Source organism: Coprobacillus sp. AF33-1AC (assembly GCF_003475785.1).
Classification (GTDB): Bacteria; Bacillota_I; Bacilli_A; order Erysipelotrichales; family Coprobacillaceae; genus Faecalibacillus.
Window position 1 is genome coordinate 33,634 of record NZ_QRQB01000016.1, and the last position, 19,497, is coordinate 53,130.

Annotated in this window: 21 protein-coding genes; 15 read left to right on the forward strand and 6 right to left on the reverse strand. The window is 29.7% G+C overall.

Annotated elements, in window-relative coordinates:
- Positions 1-14: 14 nt before the first annotated feature.
- Positions 15-1,193, forward strand: a complete 1,179-nt coding sequence (locus DWZ53_RS07040; protein WP_118432987.1) for a MalY/PatB family protein — start codon at positions 15-17, stop codon at positions 1,191-1,193.
- A gap of 15 nt (positions 1,194-1,208) precedes the next feature.
- On the opposite strand, the gene DWZ53_RS07045 is transcribed toward DWZ53_RS07040, so the two are convergent.
- Positions 1,209-2,126 (reverse strand): ketopantoate reductase family protein, encoded by a 918-nt coding sequence (locus DWZ53_RS07045; protein ID WP_118432988.1) that lies wholly within the window; start codon positions 2,124-2,126, stop codon positions 1,209-1,211.
- A gap of 260 nt (positions 2,127-2,386) precedes the next feature.
- Between DWZ53_RS07045 and DWZ53_RS07050 the strand changes: the two genes are divergently transcribed.
- From DWZ53_RS07050 to DWZ53_RS07085, 8 genes are all read left to right on the forward strand, one after another.
- Complete coding sequence (locus DWZ53_RS07050; protein WP_118432989.1) at positions 2,387-3,112, forward strand: amino acid ABC transporter ATP-binding protein; 726 nt, start codon at positions 2,387-2,389, stop codon at positions 3,110-3,112.
- Positions 3,113-3,122: 10 nt separating this feature from the next.
- Positions 3,123-4,058, forward strand: a complete 936-nt coding sequence (locus tag DWZ53_RS07055) for a transporter substrate-binding domain-containing protein (RefSeq protein WP_118432990.1) — start codon at positions 3,123-3,125, stop codon at positions 4,056-4,058.
- Positions 4,059-4,064: 6 nt separating this feature from the next.
- The gene (locus DWZ53_RS07060) at positions 4,065-4,799 is read left to right on the forward strand and encodes an amino acid ABC transporter permease (RefSeq protein ID WP_118432991.1); all 735 of its coding nucleotides are present in this window, start codon (positions 4,065-4,067) and stop codon (positions 4,797-4,799) included.
- Positions 4,789-5,487, forward strand: a complete 699-nt coding sequence (locus tag DWZ53_RS07065; protein ID WP_118432992.1) for an amino acid ABC transporter permease — start codon at positions 4,789-4,791, stop codon at positions 5,485-5,487. Before DWZ53_RS07060 ends, DWZ53_RS07065 begins: the two co-directional genes overlap by 11 nt.
- A 101-nt stretch (positions 5,488-5,588) precedes the next feature.
- Complete coding sequence (mnmE, locus tag DWZ53_RS07070) at positions 5,589-6,923, forward strand: tRNA uridine-5-carboxymethylaminomethyl(34) synthesis GTPase MnmE (RefSeq protein ID WP_118432993.1); 1,335 nt, start codon at positions 5,589-5,591, stop codon at positions 6,921-6,923.
- A 1-nt stretch (position 6,924) separates the two neighbouring features.
- Positions 6,925-7,149, forward strand: a complete 225-nt coding sequence (locus DWZ53_RS07075) for a hypothetical protein (RefSeq protein ID WP_118432994.1) — start codon at positions 6,925-6,927, stop codon at positions 7,147-7,149.
- 8 nt (positions 7,150-7,157) lie between these two features.
- The gene (locus tag DWZ53_RS07080) at positions 7,158-7,997 is read left to right on the forward strand and encodes a mechanosensitive ion channel family protein (RefSeq protein WP_118432995.1); all 840 of its coding nucleotides are present in this window, start codon (positions 7,158-7,160) and stop codon (positions 7,995-7,997) included.
- Between the two features lie 9 nt (positions 7,998-8,006).
- Positions 8,007-8,537: a TetR/AcrR family transcriptional regulator gene (locus DWZ53_RS07085; RefSeq protein WP_118432996.1), complete on the forward strand. Its 531-nt coding sequence runs from the start codon at positions 8,007-8,009 to the stop codon at positions 8,535-8,537.
- A gap of 39 nt (positions 8,538-8,576) precedes the next feature.
- On the opposite strand, the gene DWZ53_RS07090 is transcribed toward DWZ53_RS07085, so the two are convergent.
- Entirely contained in the window at positions 8,577-9,923 is a 1,347-nt protein-coding gene (locus tag DWZ53_RS07090; RefSeq protein WP_118432997.1) for a radical SAM protein, read from the reverse strand.
- Between the two features lie 215 nt (positions 9,924-10,138).
- Here DWZ53_RS07090 and DWZ53_RS07095 point away from each other — a divergent pair, with 215 nt between their 5' ends.
- Positions 10,139-10,696 carry a DUF308 domain-containing protein gene (locus DWZ53_RS07095; protein ID WP_158568207.1) on the forward strand — a complete coding sequence of 186 codons (558 nt, stop codon included), beginning with the start codon at positions 10,139-10,141 and terminating at the stop codon, positions 10,694-10,696.
- Between the two features lie 4 nt (positions 10,697-10,700).
- Here DWZ53_RS07095 and DWZ53_RS07100 read toward each other — a convergent pair whose 3' ends face one another.
- A complete protein-coding gene (locus DWZ53_RS07100; RefSeq protein ID WP_118432999.1) occupies positions 10,701-11,489 on the reverse strand; it encodes a zinc dependent phospholipase C family protein in 789 nt (262 codons plus the stop codon).
- A gap of 1 nt (position 11,490) precedes the next feature.
- Positions 11,491-11,844 carry an arsenate reductase family protein gene (locus DWZ53_RS07105; protein ID WP_118433000.1) on the reverse strand — a complete coding sequence of 118 codons (354 nt, stop codon included), beginning with the start codon at positions 11,842-11,844 and terminating at the stop codon, positions 11,491-11,493.
- Between the two features lie 192 nt (positions 11,845-12,036).
- Here DWZ53_RS07105 and mgtE point away from each other — a divergent pair, with 192 nt between their 5' ends.
- Positions 12,037-13,383, forward strand: a complete 1,347-nt coding sequence (mgtE, locus tag DWZ53_RS07110) for a magnesium transporter (RefSeq protein WP_118433001.1) — start codon at positions 12,037-12,039, stop codon at positions 13,381-13,383.
- Positions 13,384-13,418: 35 nt separating this feature from the next.
- Here mgtE and DWZ53_RS07115 read toward each other — a convergent pair whose 3' ends face one another.
- Positions 13,419-14,045 carry an HAD family hydrolase gene (locus DWZ53_RS07115; RefSeq protein ID WP_118433002.1) on the reverse strand — a complete coding sequence of 209 codons (627 nt, stop codon included), beginning with the start codon at positions 14,043-14,045 and terminating at the stop codon, positions 13,419-13,421.
- A gap of 77 nt (positions 14,046-14,122) precedes the next feature.
- The gene (locus tag DWZ53_RS07120; RefSeq protein ID WP_118433003.1) at positions 14,123-15,220 is read right to left on the reverse strand and encodes a PfkB family carbohydrate kinase; all 1,098 of its coding nucleotides are present in this window, start codon (positions 15,218-15,220) and stop codon (positions 14,123-14,125) included.
- A gap of 210 nt (positions 15,221-15,430) precedes the next feature.
- Between DWZ53_RS07120 and DWZ53_RS07125 the strand changes: the two genes are divergently transcribed.
- The 4 genes from DWZ53_RS07125 to DWZ53_RS07140 are packed head-to-tail and all read left to right on the forward strand — an operon-like array spanning position 15,431 to position 19,434.
- Positions 15,431-16,360, forward strand: a complete 930-nt coding sequence (locus DWZ53_RS07125) for a PfkB family carbohydrate kinase (protein WP_118433004.1) — start codon at positions 15,431-15,433, stop codon at positions 16,358-16,360.
- Positions 16,361-16,379: 19 nt separating this feature from the next.
- The gene (locus DWZ53_RS07130) at positions 16,380-17,075 is read left to right on the forward strand and encodes a phosphoribosylanthranilate isomerase (protein WP_118433005.1); all 696 of its coding nucleotides are present in this window, start codon (positions 16,380-16,382) and stop codon (positions 17,073-17,075) included.
- A gap of 11 nt (positions 17,076-17,086) precedes the next feature.
- Positions 17,087-18,229, forward strand: coding sequence for an iron-containing alcohol dehydrogenase (locus tag DWZ53_RS07135; protein WP_118433006.1), 1,143 nt, complete (start codon positions 17,087-17,089; stop codon positions 18,227-18,229).
- Between the two features lie 8 nt (positions 18,230-18,237).
- Complete coding sequence (locus tag DWZ53_RS07140; protein WP_118433007.1) at positions 18,238-19,434, forward strand: NupC/NupG family nucleoside CNT transporter; 1,197 nt, start codon at positions 18,238-18,240, stop codon at positions 19,432-19,434.
- Positions 19,435-19,497 lie beyond the last annotated feature (63 nt).

A 19,497-nucleotide genomic window follows, 5' to 3' on the forward strand; every position in this document is an offset into this window, starting at 1 on the left:
AAGAGGGAATAGTTATGGTTAATTTTGATGAAATCATTGATAGAAAAAAGAGTTATTGTGCAAAGTGGGATAGTCAACCTGAGGAAATAAATGATGATCGTTTAATTCCATTATGGGTAGCGGATATGGATTTTAAAGTAGCTCAACCCATTGAAAAAGCGATTGAAAAATGTGTGAAGCATGGAATATACGGGTATGCGACTATTCCTGAGAATTATGATGATGCTATCATAAGTTGGATGGAAAGAAGACATCAATTCAAAGTAGATAAAGATTGGATAGTGCTTACGCCAGGGGTTGTTACTGCTTTAAAAATTGCTGTTCAAGCCTATAGCCAAGTAGATGATGCTGTTTTAGTGTTTAAACCAGTATATCATCCTTTTGATTTTTCAATTGAATTAAATAAAAGAAAACTTGTAGAATGTCCACTTGTAAGAAAAGAAAATCATTATGAAATAGACTTAGAAGATTTAGAGACAAAAATAAAAGAAAATGATGTCAAGCTTATGATTTTATGTAATCCTCATAATCCTGTTGGTAAAGTTTATACGCAAGAAGAACTCTATCAAATTGGCATGATTTGTAAAAAATATCAAGTCAAAGTGATTGTTGATGAAATACATCAAGATTTTGTATTTGGTGATCATGAACATGTCCCATTTTATAATGTTGATGAATCATTTAAAGACTTTTCTATTATTTGTACTGCACCTAGTAAAACATTTAATCTTGCCGGATTACAAACTTCCAACATCATTATCGCAAATGAAAATATGAGAAAACAATTTATAGAAGTCAAGGAAGCTAATGGTATTAATGATCCCCAATTATTTGGTATGGTTGCTTGTATGAGTGCCTATAATGAATGTGAATTATGGGTAGATGAAATGTTAGAATATATTAATGATAATTTTATCTATCTAGATCAATTTTTAAAAACAAATATGCCAGAAATAAAAATGATGGATCATGAGGGCTTATATTTAGCTTGGATAGATTTTACAGCCATGAATATGACACATCAAGAATTGGAAGAATTTATGTTACATAAAGCGCATCTATGGTTAGATGAAGGATATATTTTTGGTACTGGGGGAGCAGGATTTGAAAGGTTTAACTTAGCTTTGCCCAGATCACAATTAGAAAAAGTATGCCAACAATTATTAATAGCGTATAAGGAAAAATCGAGATAACATATCTCGATTTTTTTATATATCGCCATCATTTTTGGCTTCTAATACTTTAATCATATGATAAAGTGTTTCATTAACAGGAGTAGGAATATTTAATTCTTTCCCCATTTTCATGACTTCCTTAGAAAACATATCTACTTCACTATGTCTTTTTTGTCTTAAATCTTGAACCATTGAACAAACATTATCATAAGGAATACGGGATAATAATGCTCTTTGTTGATCAATCCACTCTTGTTTAATATCAATCCCTTTCGCTTTAGCTATTAAGTAAACCTCATGACCAGCCATCATTCGTAAGTGATCAGCATCATCGCTTACCTTCCATGATCCAAAAGGAATATCTAAGATAGCACTGACTTGGTTTTCACTTACATTACAATAATATTTAAACCATTGATGAGCTAACATATCTTCTGGTATTTCATGATGAATATGAGCGGCAGTGAAGAGTTGATCAATGGTTTTAATATCATCTTGCATAATGGTGTTTTTAGGATGACCAAAATAATAAGTACCACTATTTTTATAAACGATTTGATGATCAATATTTACAGCAGAAATACGGGTAAAGCCATAAATAACCTTATCTTTACCAAAAGCGTCAATCAAAATACCTTCAGATGTTACACCATTTAAAAAAGAAATAATTTTTGTATGATCACTCACATGATTTTTAATATCTTCAATAACACTTGGTAAATGGTTAAATTTAGTACAAATCATAATTAAATCTAAAGGTTCATCATTTTGAGGTTCAATAAAGTTAAACTGATAAACTTGATTATTAATACTTACCCCATTTGCTAAACGTTCTTTACGACTTCCACCAGCAATAATATAAAATTGGTCCTTAAAATAAGTATGAAAAGATACTGCTAAAGAAGAGCCTATAGCCCCTAAGCCAATTAAACCTATTTTTTTAATTTCCATTTTCTCCCTCCTTTATTTATCGAAAAGTATATCATAATCAGTATGTATTAACAACTAATTATCATTTTAATAAAATATTATCTATATAATAAAAATAAGCTATATCAAGCAACATAAAGGATAATGAGGATCATAAAGATATAGATTATTATAAATATAATAATTAATGTTATAATTATTTATTAAAGTGATAAATAATTATTGACAAAATAATTTCCTCTTGTATAATGGACTTAAATAAAAAAAAGAGGGGTGATAACATGATTAAAATAGAAGGGGTCGATAAATATTTTGGAGACAATCATGTTTTAAAAAATGTCAATATACGTGTTAAAGAAGGGGAAAAACTTGTTATCTTAGGTCCTTCTGGTTCAGGTAAATCAACAACTATTCGTTGTGTTAATTTTTTAGAAGAACCAACAGAAGGAAGGATTTTTATTAACGGTGAAGAAATGACAAAGAAAACCAGAACAAGATTAGTCAGAGATAATATCTCAATGGTATTTCAACAGTTTAATCTTTATCCACATATGACAGTTTTAGATAATTTAACATTAGCACCAATGAAACTCAAAAAGATGAGTAAGTGGGATGCTGAAGAATTAGGATTGCAGATGCTAGAAAAAGTTGGTCTCGCTAATAAAGCTCATGCATATCCAGAAGAATTATCTGGTGGTCAACAACAAAGAGTCGCTATTGCCAGAGCATTATGTACAAAATCAAAAATTATTTTATTTGATGAACCAACAAGTGCTCTAGATCCAGAAATGGTTCAAGAGGTATTAGATGTCATGGTCAATCTAGCTAAAGAAAATATTACAATGATTTGTGTAACCCATGAAATGGGGTTTGCAGAAGCCGTTGCAGATCGAGTCATTTTTATGGATGATGGTCAAGTCATTGAAGAGGGAACACCTAAAGAATTCTTTGCTCATCCTAAAACTGATCGAGCTAAAGACTTTTTAAGTAAAATTATTAGAAATTAAGGGGGAAAATATGATGAAGTGGACTAAAAAATTAGCAACAGGAATCACAGTAGGAGCAATGATGTTATCTATTGTTGGATGTAGTAGTTCAAGTAGTTCAGGGGGATCAGTTTTAGAACAAATTGCATCAAGAGGAACATTAAAAGTAGGGGTATCAGAAAATAAATTAGGTTTCGCTTTAGAAAATACTAAAACCGGTAAACTAGATGGTTTAGAAATCATGATAAGCGAACAAATCGCTAAAGATATCGCCAAGAAAGAAAAAGTAGATAAAATAGATGTAGATTTTACTAAGGTTAACGCTAAAACACGTACATCTATGTTAGATGAAGGAACATTAGATTTTTCAGCAGCAAGTGTAACAATTACACAAGAAAGAGCCAAATCATGGAACTTCTCTAGTTCATACTTTAATGATCCAGTATCTGTTATGACAAAGAAAGGGGCTTTTCCAACAGGGGTTAAAGGATTTAAAGATAAAGGGTCTAAAGTTATTATTGGGGTTCTTTTAGGAACAACATCTAAAGATGCCTTAATTAAATACGCTAAAGAAACATTAGGTTTAACTAATTTTGAAAACAATGTTGAATTTAAAGAATTTAATACGAATGATGAAGTTTTAATCGCATTAGATTCAGGAGTGGTAGATGGATATTGTTGTGATTATACGCAATTATTTGCTTATAAAACAAATAAATATGAAATCTTAGGTGAAACTGTAGGAGATAATTTTGAACCACAACCTTTAGGTATTATCACTCGTTATAAAACAGCGACAGATGGAGAAGATAAAGAATTTACAGCCTTTATTCAATCTGAAATTAAAAAATTCTGGAAATCAGGACAAATGGATAAATGGTTTAAAGCTTGTGGATATCCTTCACAAAAAGCACCAACTGATTTAGATTTAAAATATGGTCCATATCATCATGGAAAAAGTGAGTAAAAGCTTATGCAAATCTTATTATCAGGGTTTTCAGATGCATTAGGGCAATTACCAGCATTTATTGGATCTTTTCTAAAAGTTAGTTTAGTCGCATCCTTATTTGCGATGATCATTTCCTTAATCATTGGTGTTATCCTAGGTTTAATGGGAACAAGTAAACATATTCTATTAAAAGGAATATCAAGAGCCTTTGTTGAATTGTTCCAAAACACGCCAATTTTAATATTATTATTCTTCTTATATGCTTTTTCTCCTTATATCTTTGGTAAAACAGTTGACGCTATGACAATAGGAACAATTGTTTTAGGAGTTTATCATGGAGCTTATATGTGTGAAATTGTTCGTTCTGGTATTGAATCAATACCTAAAGGACAAAGTGAAGCAGCGTTATCACAAGGATTTAGTTATGTAGATATAATGCGTTATATTATCTTACCACAAGCTTTAAGAAAAATGGTGCCATCACTTACAACTCAAATTGTAGGGATTGTCAAAAATTCATCAATTTTACAATGTATTGCTGTAGCTGATTTGATGTATCAAGCAGAAGTATGGACATCTTATTCAGGACATTGTGGACCTGCTTATATTATTGCTGCTATGATTTACTTTATTGCTTGTTATCCTTTAACTTGTTTATCTCGTTATTTAGAAAACAAGGTTAAAGAAGGATATGCTACAAAAAAAGTTAAAAAAGTAAGAAAAGAAAAAATACCAGGAGGTGTTGAGAATGCTTCATAGTTTTTCCCATATCTTAACATCCGCTAATATTAATTATTTACTTAAAGGTTTATTACTTACATTACAATTTTCGATAATCAATATTCTTCTTAGTTTTATCTTAGGTTTAATATTAGCGATTGCTAGAAATTATGGTTCTAAAATCATTAAATCGTTAGTTATTATTTATGTTGAAATATTTAGAAATACACCTTTATTATTATGGTTGTTATTTGCTAGATTTGCTCTTACAAGAGCCTTTGGGATCCAACCCTATACTGCTGTTATTGCCATGTTTGTATGTTTCTTTGCTTCCATATTATGTGAACAAATTCGTTCCGGTATTAACTCTATTCCCGTTGGTCAATTTGAAGCAGCTCAATCACAAGGATTTACTTTTGTACAAACATTAAGATATATTATTATTCCTCAAGCAGTAAAGATGTTAATTCCTCAATTACTTTCAACTCTCATTACTATTATTAAAGATACATCTTATTTAAGTACTATTGCTATTGCAGATTTTATGTATCAAGCAAGAGCAGTGATGGCAAATTATATTACTGTACAAGATAAAATCGCATGTTATGCTATTATTGTCTTAGTATACTTCATTGTTAATTTCTTACTATCATGTCTTGTCAGATATTTATCATCAGATAAAAGAAAGAAAAATAAGAAATATAAATTAAAACAAGCCTTGAATTAATCCTACATCTCTTACTTAAACACCAAAGTAAGAGATGTATTTTTTTATTGTATATTAATATATAAATAAGTTATAATCTTTTGAAGAAAGGCGGTTTTTAAATGAATGAAGATATCATTGTAGCGATAGCTACATCACGTTTAGAAGCAGCAATCTCACTGATAAGATTGTCTGGTAAAGGAAGTATTGAATTTGTTCAACAATTTTTTACGGGAAAAATAATAAATAAAGAAAGTCATACCATTACTTATGGTTATATTCAAGATCAAGGGAAAAAAGTAGATGAAGTTCTCGTTAATATTTATCGTGGTAAAAAGACTTTTACGGGTGAAGAAATGGTAGAAATAAACTGTCATGGTGGTATTTTTATTACTCAAAAAGTATTAAATGTATGTTTAAAATATGGTGCTAGATTAGCCCAGCGTGGGGAATTTTCCAAAAGAGCCTTTTTAAATGGGCGAATTGATTTATCACAGGCTGAAGCAATTAGTGATTTGATTAGTGCTAAAAATGATTATGCCAGTGAGTTAGCTTTAAAGGGAATTCAAGGAAATATTAGTCATTTTATTGAAGACTTAAGAGAAGATTTAATTCAAATTATTACCCAAATAGAAGTCAATATTGATTATCCTGAATATGAAGATGTTGAAGAATTAACAGCACAAAAACTCTTACCACGCAGTGAACAATTACAAGCTAAGATGGATAAAATTATAGATGCTTCTAAAAATGTTCATTTATTAAAAGATGGTATTTCTACCGTGATTATTGGTAGACCCAATGTAGGGAAATCAAGTTTACTTAATGCTTTATTACAAGAAGATAAAGCAATTGTGACTGATATTGCTGGAACAACAAGAGATATTGTAGAAGGATCAATTCGTTTAGATAATATTGTGTTAAATATGATTGATACTGCAGGAATTAGGGAAACCAATGATGTAGTAGAAAGTATCGGGGTTAATAAGTCTAAAGAACTTATTAAAAGAGCTGATCTTGTTTTATTAGTGATTGATGGTTCAAAGCCTTTAACTAAGGAGGATGAAGAATTATTAGAATTATCAAAAGATACAACAAGAATTATTGTTTTAAATAAAGAAGATCAAGGAACCAATAATGATTTAGATGGTATTACTATCAGTGCTAAACAAAATCATATTCAACCACTCATTGATAAAATGAAAGAAATGTTTGCTTTAGGTAAAATTACTTCAGGTACTGAAGATATTTTAGCTAATGCTAGACAAATTCAATTATTAGAAAAAGCAAAACAATCTTTACAAATAGCGATTGATGCTATGCATCAATCTATTCCAACAGATTTAATTGTTGAAGATTTATATGACAGTTGGGAAAACTTAAAAGAAATATTAGGAGAGCAGGCAAAAGAGGATCTTTTAGATGAACTCTTTAAAAGATTCTGCATAGGTAAATAAGATGAAAACAAATCAAGCAATAGGTTATCGCTTTTTAAGATTTTTTAAATATTTAAGAAATCTAGCTATTATGAGTTTTATCATTTTTATCATTATTAATGCTATTAATACAGGAAATACGATTTTGTATTGGATTACTTATGCATGTATGATGATTTTTATTGTATCAGCGCTTCAAAGTGTTGTCTTGTATTTATTATCTAAATATTATTTATCAAAGAAGTAGGTGAAGTTATGATTAATATTTATAATCAAATTGATGGATTATTTGTTAATGGGATGATCAATGGTTTAATGGCTATCTTATTTGCAAGTGTTATTATTTTTGGAATCAATAAATTATGTAATCGATTTATTTGTAAGAAATGGCCAGAAAATCATAATACGCAAATGAGAATGAAAAAAACAATTATTGTATTTATTATGATTGCGATTATTTCAGGAGAGATTAAGGCTTTAAGTTCTTTAGCTAAAGCTTTACTTGCTTCAGGAGGAATCTTAGCAGTCGTGATTGGGTTGGCCAGTCAAGAAGCAGCAAGTAATTTAATTAATGGGTTAATGGTTATTTCTTATAAACCATTTAAAGAGGGAGACTTTGTTCATTTACCACAACAAAATATCTCTGGTAAAGTCATTGATGTCAGTTTAAGACATACAGTAATTGAAACTTTAGAAAAGACACAAGTCATTATTCCTAATACAATTATGAATAAAGAAGTGATAGAAAATATTAGTCAGGTAGAACGTACAAAAGCTAACCATTTGTTTGTGGATATTGCTTATGAAAGTGATATTGATCAAGCTATTTCTATTATTCAAAAATTAGCTGAAGCCCATCCATTATCAATAGATGGTAGAACAAAGGCAGAAAAACGAAAGGGAGCACCTAAAGTTGCTGTACATATTATTGATTTTAAAGATAGTGGTATTGCTTTAAGAGCAACAATTCATTCTAAAAATAATATTACCGGTTTTAATATGTTATCTGATTTAAGAAAAGAAATTATTCATGAGTTTAATCAAGCAGGAATTGAAATTCCTTATCCCCATATGGAAGTCATTAATAAAGAATGAGGTAAATAAATGAACAGAACAGAGGAAGCTATCATAGAATCATTTTGGCAATTATTAGAAGAAAAACCATTTAATAAAATAACAGTTCAAAATATTGTGGAACGCTGTGAAGTTAATCGCAATACGTTTTATTACCATTTTCAAGATATCCCTACTTTAGCTCAACAAAGTGTAAAAAGATGGGTTGATGAAGTCATCGAAACACATTATGAATTTGGTTCACCGTTGACATGTTTAATTCCGCTAACAGAAGAATTTATAAAACGTAAAGAAGCATTTAAACACCTTTATTTCTCATCTCAAAGAGATGACTTTATGCGTTATACGGATCATTTGGCTTATCATGTTGTTCGTTTATACATGAAACAAGATTCACATTATATATCCATATCAAATCAAGAAAAGGAAATGATCGTTCATCTATATAAATGTCTATTAATAGGTATTATTTTAGATTGGTTAGAAAGTGATACAAATTATGACTTATCATTATTTGTTAAAAATATATGTCAATTATTTGAAAGATTTCCTAGGCAATAGTTAAATACAAACAAAGAAGATTCAATTTAAGGAGTCATCTTAAATTGAATCTTCTTTGTTATTATTCCATAATTCCTCAGCAACAGGTTCCCAGTTTTTAGCATATTCATCACATTTACTACATAAATGGTCTACTGATTCTAGAGATTGTAAATCAGTTGACTGAGCATGTGTATCATGTACCATTTTTCTTAACATTTGAGGATTTTCTAACATGGGGCATGGTTGTAACATATTTTTATTAAATGGTTGATTTTGATGATAAGCCATTAACATAGGTGATTGTAAAGCTTCAAGTAATGTTTTTTCACGAATATTAGAGTCAGAATAATGAACAAAAACACAAGGATCAATATCTCCATGAGCATTAATATGTAAATAACGACGACCTCCAGCAATACATCCACCTACATATTCAGCATCATTTTGAAAATCCATAGCAAACAATGGTTTAGTAGCACGGTAATGACGAATACGTTCATATGTTTCTTTTCTTTGCTTAGGAGTAGGCATAAGTTCAGGGGCAGCATCATTACCTACTGGCATATAATGGAAATACCAAATAAAGTAGGCTCCCATTTCAATTAAACTATCATAAAATTCTTCAGATGTTATAGATTCAAAGTTTGCACTGGTGTAACAAGATGAAATACCAAAAACTAATTTTTTATCATGAAGTAATTTCATGGCTTTGATAACTTTTTGATAGACTCCTGCACCACGACGATCATCTGTAGCTTTTTCAAATCCTTCAATAGAAATAGCAGGAACAAAATTTCCTACTTCTAACATTTCATCAGCAAATGCTTCATCAATTAAAGTTGCATTAGTAAAACATAAGAAGATACAATCATCATGTTTTTTACATAATTGAATGATATCTTTCTTTTTAACCAGGGGTTCACCACCAGTATAAATATACATATAAATACCAAGCTTTTTACCTTGATTGATAATATCATCAATTTCATCAAAAGAGAGATTTAATTTGTTTCCATATTCAGCAGCCCAACAACCAGTACAATGTAAATTACAAGCAGAAGTAGGATCTAATAAAATAGTCCAAGGAATATTACATTGATATTTTTTACGACATGCTTCTTGTTTTTTCCAACCATCAATACCTGCATTAATAAAGAAATTACTAGCAAGTGTTTGCATGACATGAGGATCAACATCATTAATAATTTTTCTAATAAATGAATAATAAGGATGATCAGGATTATTCATGGCTTCACGTACCATTTTTCTTTGTGATTCAAATTCATTGCCAGCAAAACGATCAACCCAATCCATAATTTTCATCATATTATGTTCAGGATCTTTATAAATATATTGAAAAGCTTTTTCTAATCCGTATTTTTTGATAGTATTTGATGCATTCATGTTAACTCCTCCTCAAACATCATTATATGAATTATTTCTTTTTACATGACTATTTTATAGTCATATTTAAAATAACAACAATAGACAAAAAAACGAATATAACCAAAAATTAGACATTTTAATACTGATTGTCTAAATTTTAGTTATTTCATTAAAATTATCTATTTCATCTTGAATAAAAAAGACTATATTAAAAGTAGAAGGAGATGTTTAAAATGAAAACATTAAATAAAATTAAAATGAGTTTTGCAATGAATGCGATTCTTGCTTTGATAATAGGTTTATTATTTATTGTAAATCCTCATGACTCTTTTACAATCATTACAATGATTTGTGGTATATATATTGTTGTAAAAGGAATGATAGATTTAGTTTATTATTATCATTCTTGGTTAGAACCTTTCTTTCTTACAAGTACATTATTAAATGGGATTATAAAATGTGTAATTGGAATATTTATTTTGACACATATTTCAGCGATGACAATTTTATTTTCATATATGTTAAGTCTCTTTATTATTATTGATGGTATCTATTGTTTAGAAGCCTATGTATTTATGAGATCCTTTACACAAGAAACATTTAAAATAGATTATCTATTATCTTGGATTGTTATTATTTGTGGTATTGTATTATTCTTTATGGCACCTGATACGATTATGTCAGTTTCTTATGTTATTGGGGGATTATTAGTTATTTATGGTGTAATGAATTTAATTATTGTAGGGCGTTTAAGTCATATTGTAAGAAAATATAAAAACCTTATAGAATAAACTTCTATAAGGTTTTCATTGATTCATAATCATGATGAAAACGAGATGATAGTGGTTGATGATGAAAGTAATCAAGTAATATTTTTTCAGTTTCATTTAGTGTTTGTTGATATAAAATATCTAAATGATCTAATTCATGATCAAGATAATGATTTGTTTTATAATTCATGACTAGACCTTGTAAGTCTTTAAAATGACCTGTAAGTTGGAATCCTAAATAAAGGATTCCTCTTTTTAATATGTTGGGTGCTAATAAGAGATGATCGTAAGTATGCATACTACGAAGTATTTCTTCGATTTCTAGATATGAAAATTGAGGAAAGAAGTGTTGAATATGAGAGACTGTATATTCATTTACAACAATATGACGATACAATAAAGTATGAGTAGGTTTTAAATGATTTTTAATCATAAATCTTGCATCATATTGTGACTCTATTTCAAAGTGACTTATATGCTTTGTATTGATGATTTCTTGAATATAGCCATGTAAACGACTATCTAATAAATAATGACAGATAAATCCTAAAATATAGACTAACTGATCTTCGTTTTCTATATGTTGTCTTGCTTGATTAAAAAAAGGAGCAGCCATAGTGTGGTGCATGTTATTGCCATATCTATTTAACTTATCTTTGAAATAATAAGGACGATGATAAAAGAAAATATCTGGTCCATGAAGACCAATATTAAATAAGTCTATATGTTTTAAAATCATTTCTTTTAATTCTTGATTTTGCATTTGGCAAAGCAAATCTTGACCAAATTGATAATGTGTGTATCCGGCTGGCATTTTATTTACCTAATTTTTCATATTCTGTTTCTTTAAAGCCAACAAGGACATGATCATCGGTTTCTAAAATAGGTCTTTTGATTAACATACCATCACTAGCTAAAAGTTCTAATTGTTGTTCTTCGCTCATATTTGGTAATTTATCTTTTAAATTTAATTCTCGATATTTCATACCTGAAGTATTAAAGAATCTTTTTAGTGGTAAACCACTTTTTAAATAGAGAGCCTTCATTTCTTCTTTATTTAATTTTTCTTCTACAATATGACGATCATGAAATGAAATTTGATGCTCCTGTAGGTATTTTTTTGCTTTTTTACATGTTGAACATTTAGGATACTCAATAAATTGATACATTTTTTATTCCTCCTTTAGTATATATAAAAATATTAACATACTTTTTACTTTAAAAGATAAAACTTTGTGTTAAAATAAATGAGGTTAGGAGGTGGTAAAATGATAATCGACCCGATACCCGGTGGAAATGATGATAATCACGAGGATCATTTGCCACCCTCGGTAAATAATCCTCTTTAAAAGGAGGAAAATATGACAAAGAAAATGACATCAGAAGAATTAAAGAATTTAATTCTTCATGGAAATGTTGAAATTCTTAAAGAAGTTATGGAAAGTGTCCATCCTGCTGATATTTTGGATATCTTACATGATGATGAAGAATCAACAAAAGAAATTCTAGAACATTTACCTAATGAAGTTATTGGGGATATTTTAGATGAAGAAGATGATGAAGAAACTATTTATGAATGGTTAAATTTATTTTCTAAATACAAACAAAAACAAATTTTAAATGAAGTCAGTAATGACGTTATTACCGATTTAATTGGTGCCTTAGAAGATGATAAAAAAGAAGAAATTCTTAAATTATTAGCTCAAGATGATAAGGAAGACGTAGAACAATTACTACAATATGATCCTGAAACTGCAGGGGGGATCATGACAACAGAATATATAGATATTCGTGCTAAAAATACAGTTAAAGATACTTTACTTTTTTTACAACAAAACACAGAAGAAGATGCACGTTATTATTTATATGTTGTTGATCAAGATAATGTATTAAAAGGAGTTGTATCTTTAAGAGATTTAGTAACAAGTCCTTTTGATACACCAATGATGGAAATAACAAATCAAAATGTTAAATCTATTTTATATTATGAAGATCAAGAAGAAGTAGCAAAAACCTTTAGTAAATATGGTTTTATCTTAATGCCAGTTGTTGATGAAGAAAATCATTTATTAGGGGTTATTGATTTTGATGATGTTATGGATGTCATCGAAGAAGAAACTACTGAAGATATGAACTTATTAGGTGGGGTTGGTTCTGAAGAAAGATTAGACTCTACTTTATATGAATCATTTAGAAATAGAATCCCATGGCTTATTGTAAATTTATTTACAGCCATCATGGCTTCAAGTGTTGTTAATGTATTTGAAGGAACTATTGCTAAGGTTGTTGCTTTAGCGACGATCAGTCCGATTATTACTGGAATGGGTGGTAATGCCGGAACTCAAACATTAACAATTATTGTTCGAGGTTTATCTTTAGGAGAACTCGATAAAGAAAATGCTAGAAAAATCTTATTTAAAGAAATTGGACTAGGAATTTTAAATGGTATTGTTATAGGGGCTATGGTCAGTCTAGGAGCATGGGCTTTTGCTGGAAATCCATGGTTTGGTATTGTAACTGGTTTAGCGATGATCAGTAATATGATTATTGCGACATTATCTGGTTATTTTGTACCTGTTATTTTAGATAAATTAAAGGTTGATCCAGCACTAGCAAGTGGCGTATTTGTTACAACATGTACAGATATGTTTGGCTTCTTTGCCTTTTTGGGACTTGCTACAATATCTATGCCATACTTAATAAAATAAAGGACTAAACTTGGGGAAGTTTAGTCCTTTATCTTTTAAATAAGTGTCTTAAGATCAGCAAAACGAACTAATCTATTTTTTATTTTATCCAAAGAGGAATCAGCCGATAGGTCCCATGATGCCAGGTAGAATGTAATACCAGCGTGGCATGCTGATAGGTAATCACTATAAGTATCACCTACATAAATAGAATTTTCTTTTTGACTATTTAGTTGATTTAAAGCATAGGTAATGGGTTCACCATCGGGCTTTGGATGAGTGATATCATCAGATGTGACAATGATATCAAATAAATGATTAATATTTAATTTATCAAAATCATTTTTCATATGTTCTTTTGTTTTTGATGTAACAATACCTAATTTTATATTTTTGGATTTAAGAAACAAGAGTGTATCCTGTACATCATGATATAGATTTGGTAAATTGGGATTATTTTTAACATAATAAGTCCAACTGTCTTGTAGTTCTTGTTGTTTTATGGGCTGCTTAGTAAACAAGGCAGCGACTTCTTTTTCATGCATTCCCATTGTAGATTCAAGAGTACTTATAGGAACTTCTATATCGAGAGTTTTTTTTAATGCTAGTTTTAAACATGATAAAAGGCATGATTTGCTATCGAGCATTGTTCCATCAATATCTAAAAGAATTGTGTCAATCATTATATCACCCTCTTTCAATATAAAATGATAAATAATTAAAGTAAACAAAATATTAAAAAATAAATATTTGTTTAAAATTAATACTCAGGTTCAAAGATTTTGCGCTCTTCATCAACTAAATTTTCAACATTTAGTTTATAACTAATTGGTTGTTTACTTTTAGCACATATTGAAATAGCTGTATAACCATAGCGCATAATCTTTTGCCAAGATAATTGTTTTTGTAACCCCCAAATAATCACACTGGTTAAAATAGCTGTTGCTCCATTAGTGTTAGAAATATCTGTTAGAGTCTTTTTAATATGGAGTTTATGTTCTTTACTTTCAAAATAGAGACCTTGATTAACTGAATAAACTGCGATATGTCTAATATTTTTAGTAAGCAAGAAACGAATAGCACTTTTAATATCAGTAAATTTTTTACCATAGTAGTTAAGTAATGCTTCTAATTCTTTTGGTGTAGTGACTAAAACATCAATTTGCATATTCTCTTGTAGAATACGAATATCTTTATTGATTGAAGTTGTTTTAATGATAATAGGAACTTCAACATGCTCATATAGATAATTAAAACTTTCTTCGGGTATATTAGTATCTAATGCACAATATTGAGAACTATTGATTTTATCTAAATATTTAGATAAGAAAGTGGGTGTCATTCGATTATAGATTTCCATATCATTAATACCAACAATTTTAATTCCTTGAGAATTATCAATATACATAAAAGAAGAGGTATGTTCTCCATCCATCTTTTCACAACAAGAAACATCCATATTGTTATCTTTACAATCACGAATAAACTTCTCACCATTAAGATCATCTCCATATACCGAGATAAAATAATTTTGGACATTGAGTTTTGTAAGTCCAAAGGCAATATTACGTCCAGCACCTCCTAAAGAGTAATAGATTTTACCGGGGTTAGAGTTGTTGGTAATTAAACGATCATTAGGAATTCCTAGAATATCTAAATTGTTTCCCCCAATTACAGAAACAAAATTATCTTGATTAATAATATATCCTTTTCCTTTGATATATCCTTTTTTCATCAAGTTATGAATATGAGCAGCAACACCAGAACGAGTGATCATCAGTTGACTAGCTAATTCATCTTGAGAAATAAGAGGATTATTTTTTAATATTTCTAATATTTCAAGTTCACGTTCAGTCATTTTTATTTATCCTTTCATCTTGTAAGCGTTAGTAAATATTTTAAACTTTCGTTTATTTTTTTATTATTTGTTTATAAAATACGCCTTTTTGTTAGAAAAATCAATAAACAAAAGTTCAGATTGTAAACATTTGTTACGTTGGAAGCGTTTACCGCATATAATTTAAGTGTCGAAAGAAATAAAACGTAACAAACGAAAGGATGAAAAGAAATGAAAGATTATGTAGTTGTAGTTGGAGGACTTAACATCGATATCGCTGGATTATCTGGTAAAGTATATCGTGAAAAAGATTCTAACATTGGAGAAGTAACAATTAATATTGGTGGTGTTGGACAAAACATCGCGCAAAACTTAACAAGATTAGATACACCAACATATTTAGTAACAGTATATGGTGATGATAACTTTGGTAAAATTGCTCAAATGGAATGTCAAAAAAATAACATCAGTTTAGAATATGCTGAACAAATTAAAGATTCTAGAAGTTCTATTTACTTATATGTAAATGATAATGAAGGAGATTTAGTTACAGGTATTAATGATATGAAAATCTGTGAAAATATTACTCCTGAATTCTTAGCAAAAAGATTAGACTTCATTAATGGAGCTAAAATTGTTGTTGTAGATTGTAACTTATCTAAAGAATCAATCGAATGGCTTTGTGAAAATGTAACAAGTCCAATCTTTGTTGATCCTGTATCAGTTGCTAAAGTAGATCGTATTGAAAATGTATTAGATAAACTTGATACTTTAAAACCAAATGAATTAGAAGCAGAACTTTTAACTGGTATTAAAGTTGTTGATGAAGAAACTGCTCGTCAAGCAGCAACAGCATTAAATAATAAAGGTGTTAAAAATGTCTTTATCTCTCTTGGATCACATGGTATTTTATGTTCTAAAGAAGGAGAAGAAGCACTTGTTAAACCTTTAGCTAAAAAGATTGTAAGTACTAATGGTGCAGGTGATTGTTCAATGGCTACATTAGTATGGGCAAGATTTAATCATGGTGAAGAACTTCCTTTAGAAGAAGTTGGTCTTTATACTCAAGCAGCAGCAAGTATTAATGTTGAATCTCCTTTAGCTGTATCACCTGAATTAAATGTTAAAGAAGTATTAAAACGTGTAGAAGAAGCAAAATAGAAGGGAAATAGAAGTAAAAATGGTAGTAAAACAAATTTATTCAATCGTTAATTATAACGAAGCAGTACAAGTTATGGATGCAGGAGCTGATCATATTGGATTAGTGCCTATGCAATCTGGTGGAGTTCCAGCACATCGTGTTCCTTATGATGTTGTTGATAAAATCTATGGAGAAGCAAAAGCAAGAGGTGTTAAAACTGTAGCCATCATGCTTAATAAAGATGTTGAAGAAATGTTCTTCATTGTTAAAAGAATTAAACCTGATATCGTACATATCGCTGGTATGGATTATACAGCAGATCAAGCATTCGCAGATCGTCTTCATAAAGAATGTCCAGGTGTTAAATTAATGCAAGCTATCTTAGTTGATGGACCTGGTGCTGTAGATCGTGCTAAAGAATATGCTAAATATTGTGATTTCTTATTAACAGATACAGGACTTGCTAAAGATACAGGAATTGGAGCAAGTGGAAAAACACATGATTGGGACATTGATGTTCAAATCGTAAACGCTGTTAATGTTCCAGTTATTATTGCTGGAGGTTTAGGACCTGATAATGTAGAAGAATGTATTAGAACAATTAAACCTTATGGTGTTGATTCTTTATCTAAAACTTCATTTAAATTCAATGATGGTGTGATTGAAAAGAACATTCCTGCAGTAAAAGAATTCTGTGAAAAAGCAGATAAAACATCTAAAGAATTAGGTTTATAGGAGTAAGAAGTATGAATTATAAGTTAGAACAAAAAGCAAAGGTTTGTGTTTCATATGATTTTTCTTCCGATTTATTAGATACATTAAAAACAGCAAACTATACTAAACCTTTAATTGCTATTGATCGTTTCTTACTTCAATCACCAGTAGTGAATCAAGCATTAGATGCTTTAAAACAAGAAAATATGGCTTATGTTATTTATGATGAAATTGTACCTGAACCTCCATTTGAAATTGTAAATAAAGGTGCAAAATTATATCAAGAAAACCAATGTGATTCTATTATTGCTATTGGTGGTGGAAGTGTTATAGATGCTTCTAGAGGAATAAATATTGTAAGTCATTGTGGTGGACAAATCCAAGAATACATTCAAGATAAAACAGTAGATCATCGTATTTTAGGATTAATTGCAGTACCAACAACATCTGGAACAGGTAGTGAATTATCTAACGCGCTTGTTGTAACAGATGTTGAAAAACAAGAAAAATTAGCAGTGTTATCTGATGAAGCTATCAGTGAATATGTTATCTTAGTTCCTGAACTAGCAAAATCAATGCCACAAGGACTCACTGTTTCAACAGGACTTGATGTCTTTGCTCATGCATTAGAAGCTTATACTTCTAATCTATCTACACCTGTTGTTAATGCCATCTGTGAAAAAATCATGTTCTTAGTATTTAAATACTTACCAACGGCTGTTCATCATGGTGAAGATTTAGATGCAAGAGAAAGAATGATGGTGGCGGCAGCCTTAGGTGGATGGGTTTTAAATAATGGTGGTACGCATTTAGGACATTCTATTGGTCATGTCGTGGGTGCTAAATATCACTTAGCTCATGGTGTTGCTTGTGCTTATGCATTACCAGGAGTTATTGAAAAAACAGCTTTGGTAGAACCAAAGAAAATTAGAGAAATAGGAAATATCTTAGAATTATCACTTCCTCATGATTTATCAAATGAATCATTAGGAAAAGAAGTAGCAAAAGGATTCAGACAATTTAGAGATGAAGTATTAGGATTAGAACCTTGTAAGTTAAATAAGGAAGATGTTCTAAGCTTAACAGATCAAGTTGTTCATGAAAGATTTGCTACAAATTCACCATTTGATGTAACACATGATATGGTGAAATCAATATTAGAAAATTATGGGTAGGTAAATATATGAGTATTATTAGAGGGTTAATTGGATTTGCGTTCATATTCCTTATCGCATTTCTATTTTGTAAAGAAAAAAAGAATATTAAATATAAAAACATTATTTTAATGATTGTTATTCAAGTATTATTAACATTCTTATTATTAAATACAGGAGTAGGATTGACTATCTTATCAGCAATCTCTGACTTCTTTACTTGGCTTACTGCTCAAGGTATGGCTGGATGTGATTTCGTATTTGGTGGAATTACTGTTGCTAAAGGATCTTCAGTATTCTTCTTCAATGTATTAATGCCATTAGTATTCATTTCAGCTTTAATTGGTATTTTAAAATGGTTAGGTGTTTTAGATTTCATCGTTAAATGGATTGGATGGATCTTCAATAAAGTAACAGGTTTAGGAGAAGTAGAAAGTTATGTTCCTATCGCTACTACTTTACTTGGATCACCACAAATCTTTATGACTATTCAAAGTCAAATTAAAAAAATGAACTTTAACCAATTATTTACAGTTTGTTTAACAGTTATTTCTGGTATGTCTGCATCAATGTTAGCAAGTTATATGACTATGATTGATGGTAAATATGTTGTTATCGCTGTAGTATTAAACTTATTTTCAGGATTAATCATCAGTGCTATCATGAATCCATATAATGAAAAAATTGCTACTGCTGATGAAGAAGTTGCTAAAGAAAAAGCAGAAAAAGAACCAAAAGAACCTTTCTTTTCAATGTTAGGAGATTACATTTCTTCAGGATTTAACTTAGCTATTATCGTAGCTGCAATGTGTATTGGATTTATTTCATTAATTAGTTTCTTAAATAATGGATTAGCTGCTATTTGTGGTATTTCATTTACTGATATCTTAGGATATGTATTTGCGCCAATCGCTTATGTTATTGGTGTTCCATTACAAGATGTTGTTAAAATTGGTGGATTAATGGCTACTAAATTATTAACAAACGAATTCGTAGCTATGGGACAAGTAGCAAGTATGACTACTTTAACTGCTAAATCAGTAGCAATGATTTCTGTATACTTAGTAAGTTTCGTTAACTTCGGTACTTTAGGAATTATCTCTGGAGCAGTTAAATCAATCAGCGAAGAAAAAGCAAAAGATGTTGCTAAATTCTCACTTAAATTAATCTTAGGTGGTACATTAGCTGGATTATTAAGTGCTGCTATTGTTGGTTTATTCTTCTAATTAATAGGCTAAAGGCTTTATTGTGAACCCCAAAAGTTGGACTTAAATTTTAAATCGATTATA

Coding starts and splice junctions, on each gene's coding strand:
- DWZ53_RS07125 (WP_118433004.1), top strand. CDS start 15,431: ATGAAAGATTATGTAGTTGTAGTTGGAGGACTTAACATCGATATCGCT.
- DWZ53_RS07085 (WP_118432996.1), top strand. CDS start 8,007: ATGAACAGAACAGAGGAAGCTATCATAGAATCATTTTGGCAATTATTA.
- DWZ53_RS07060 (WP_118432991.1), top strand. CDS start 4,065: ATGCAAATCTTATTATCAGGGTTTTCAGATGCATTAGGGCAATTACCA.
- DWZ53_RS07120 (WP_118433003.1), bottom strand. CDS start 15,220: ATGACTGAACGTGAACTTGAAATATTAGAAATATTAAAAAATAATCCT.
- DWZ53_RS07075 (WP_118432994.1), top strand. CDS start 6,925: ATGAAAACAAATCAAGCAATAGGTTATCGCTTTTTAAGATTTTTTAAA.
- DWZ53_RS07090 (WP_118432997.1), bottom strand. CDS start 9,923: ATGAATGCATCAAATACTATCAAAAAATACGGATTAGAAAAAGCTTTT.
- DWZ53_RS07095 (WP_158568207.1), top strand. CDS start 10,139: ATGAAAACATTAAATAAAATTAAAATGAGTTTTGCAATGAATGCGATT.
- mgtE (WP_118433001.1), top strand. CDS start 12,037: ATGACAAAGAAAATGACATCAGAAGAATTAAAGAATTTAATTCTTCAT.
- DWZ53_RS07130 (WP_118433005.1), top strand. CDS start 16,380: ATGGTAGTAAAACAAATTTATTCAATCGTTAATTATAACGAAGCAGTA.
- DWZ53_RS07140 (WP_118433007.1), top strand. CDS start 18,238: ATGAGTATTATTAGAGGGTTAATTGGATTTGCGTTCATATTCCTTATC.
- DWZ53_RS07045 (WP_118432988.1), bottom strand. CDS start 2,126: ATGGAAATTAAAAAAATAGGTTTAATTGGCTTAGGGGCTATAGGCTCT.
- DWZ53_RS07135 (WP_118433006.1), top strand. CDS start 17,087: ATGAATTATAAGTTAGAACAAAAAGCAAAGGTTTGTGTTTCATATGAT.
- DWZ53_RS07065 (WP_118432992.1), top strand. CDS start 4,789: ATGCTTCATAGTTTTTCCCATATCTTAACATCCGCTAATATTAATTAT.
- DWZ53_RS07080 (WP_118432995.1), top strand. CDS start 7,158: ATGATTAATATTTATAATCAAATTGATGGATTATTTGTTAATGGGATG.
- mnmE (WP_118432993.1), top strand. CDS start 5,589: ATGAATGAAGATATCATTGTAGCGATAGCTACATCACGTTTAGAAGCA.
- DWZ53_RS07055 (WP_118432990.1), top strand. CDS start 3,123: ATGATGAAGTGGACTAAAAAATTAGCAACAGGAATCACAGTAGGAGCA.
- DWZ53_RS07105 (WP_118433000.1), bottom strand. CDS start 11,844: ATGTATCAATTTATTGAGTATCCTAAATGTTCAACATGTAAAAAAGCA.
- DWZ53_RS07100 (WP_118432999.1), bottom strand. CDS start 11,489: ATGCCAGCCGGATACACACATTATCAATTTGGTCAAGATTTGCTTTGC.
- DWZ53_RS07050 (WP_118432989.1), top strand. CDS start 2,387: ATGATTAAAATAGAAGGGGTCGATAAATATTTTGGAGACAATCATGTT.
- DWZ53_RS07115 (WP_118433002.1), bottom strand. CDS start 14,045: ATGATTGACACAATTCTTTTAGATATTGATGGAACAATGCTCGATAGC.
- DWZ53_RS07040 (WP_118432987.1), top strand. CDS start 15: ATGGTTAATTTTGATGAAATCATTGATAGAAAAAAGAGTTATTGTGCA.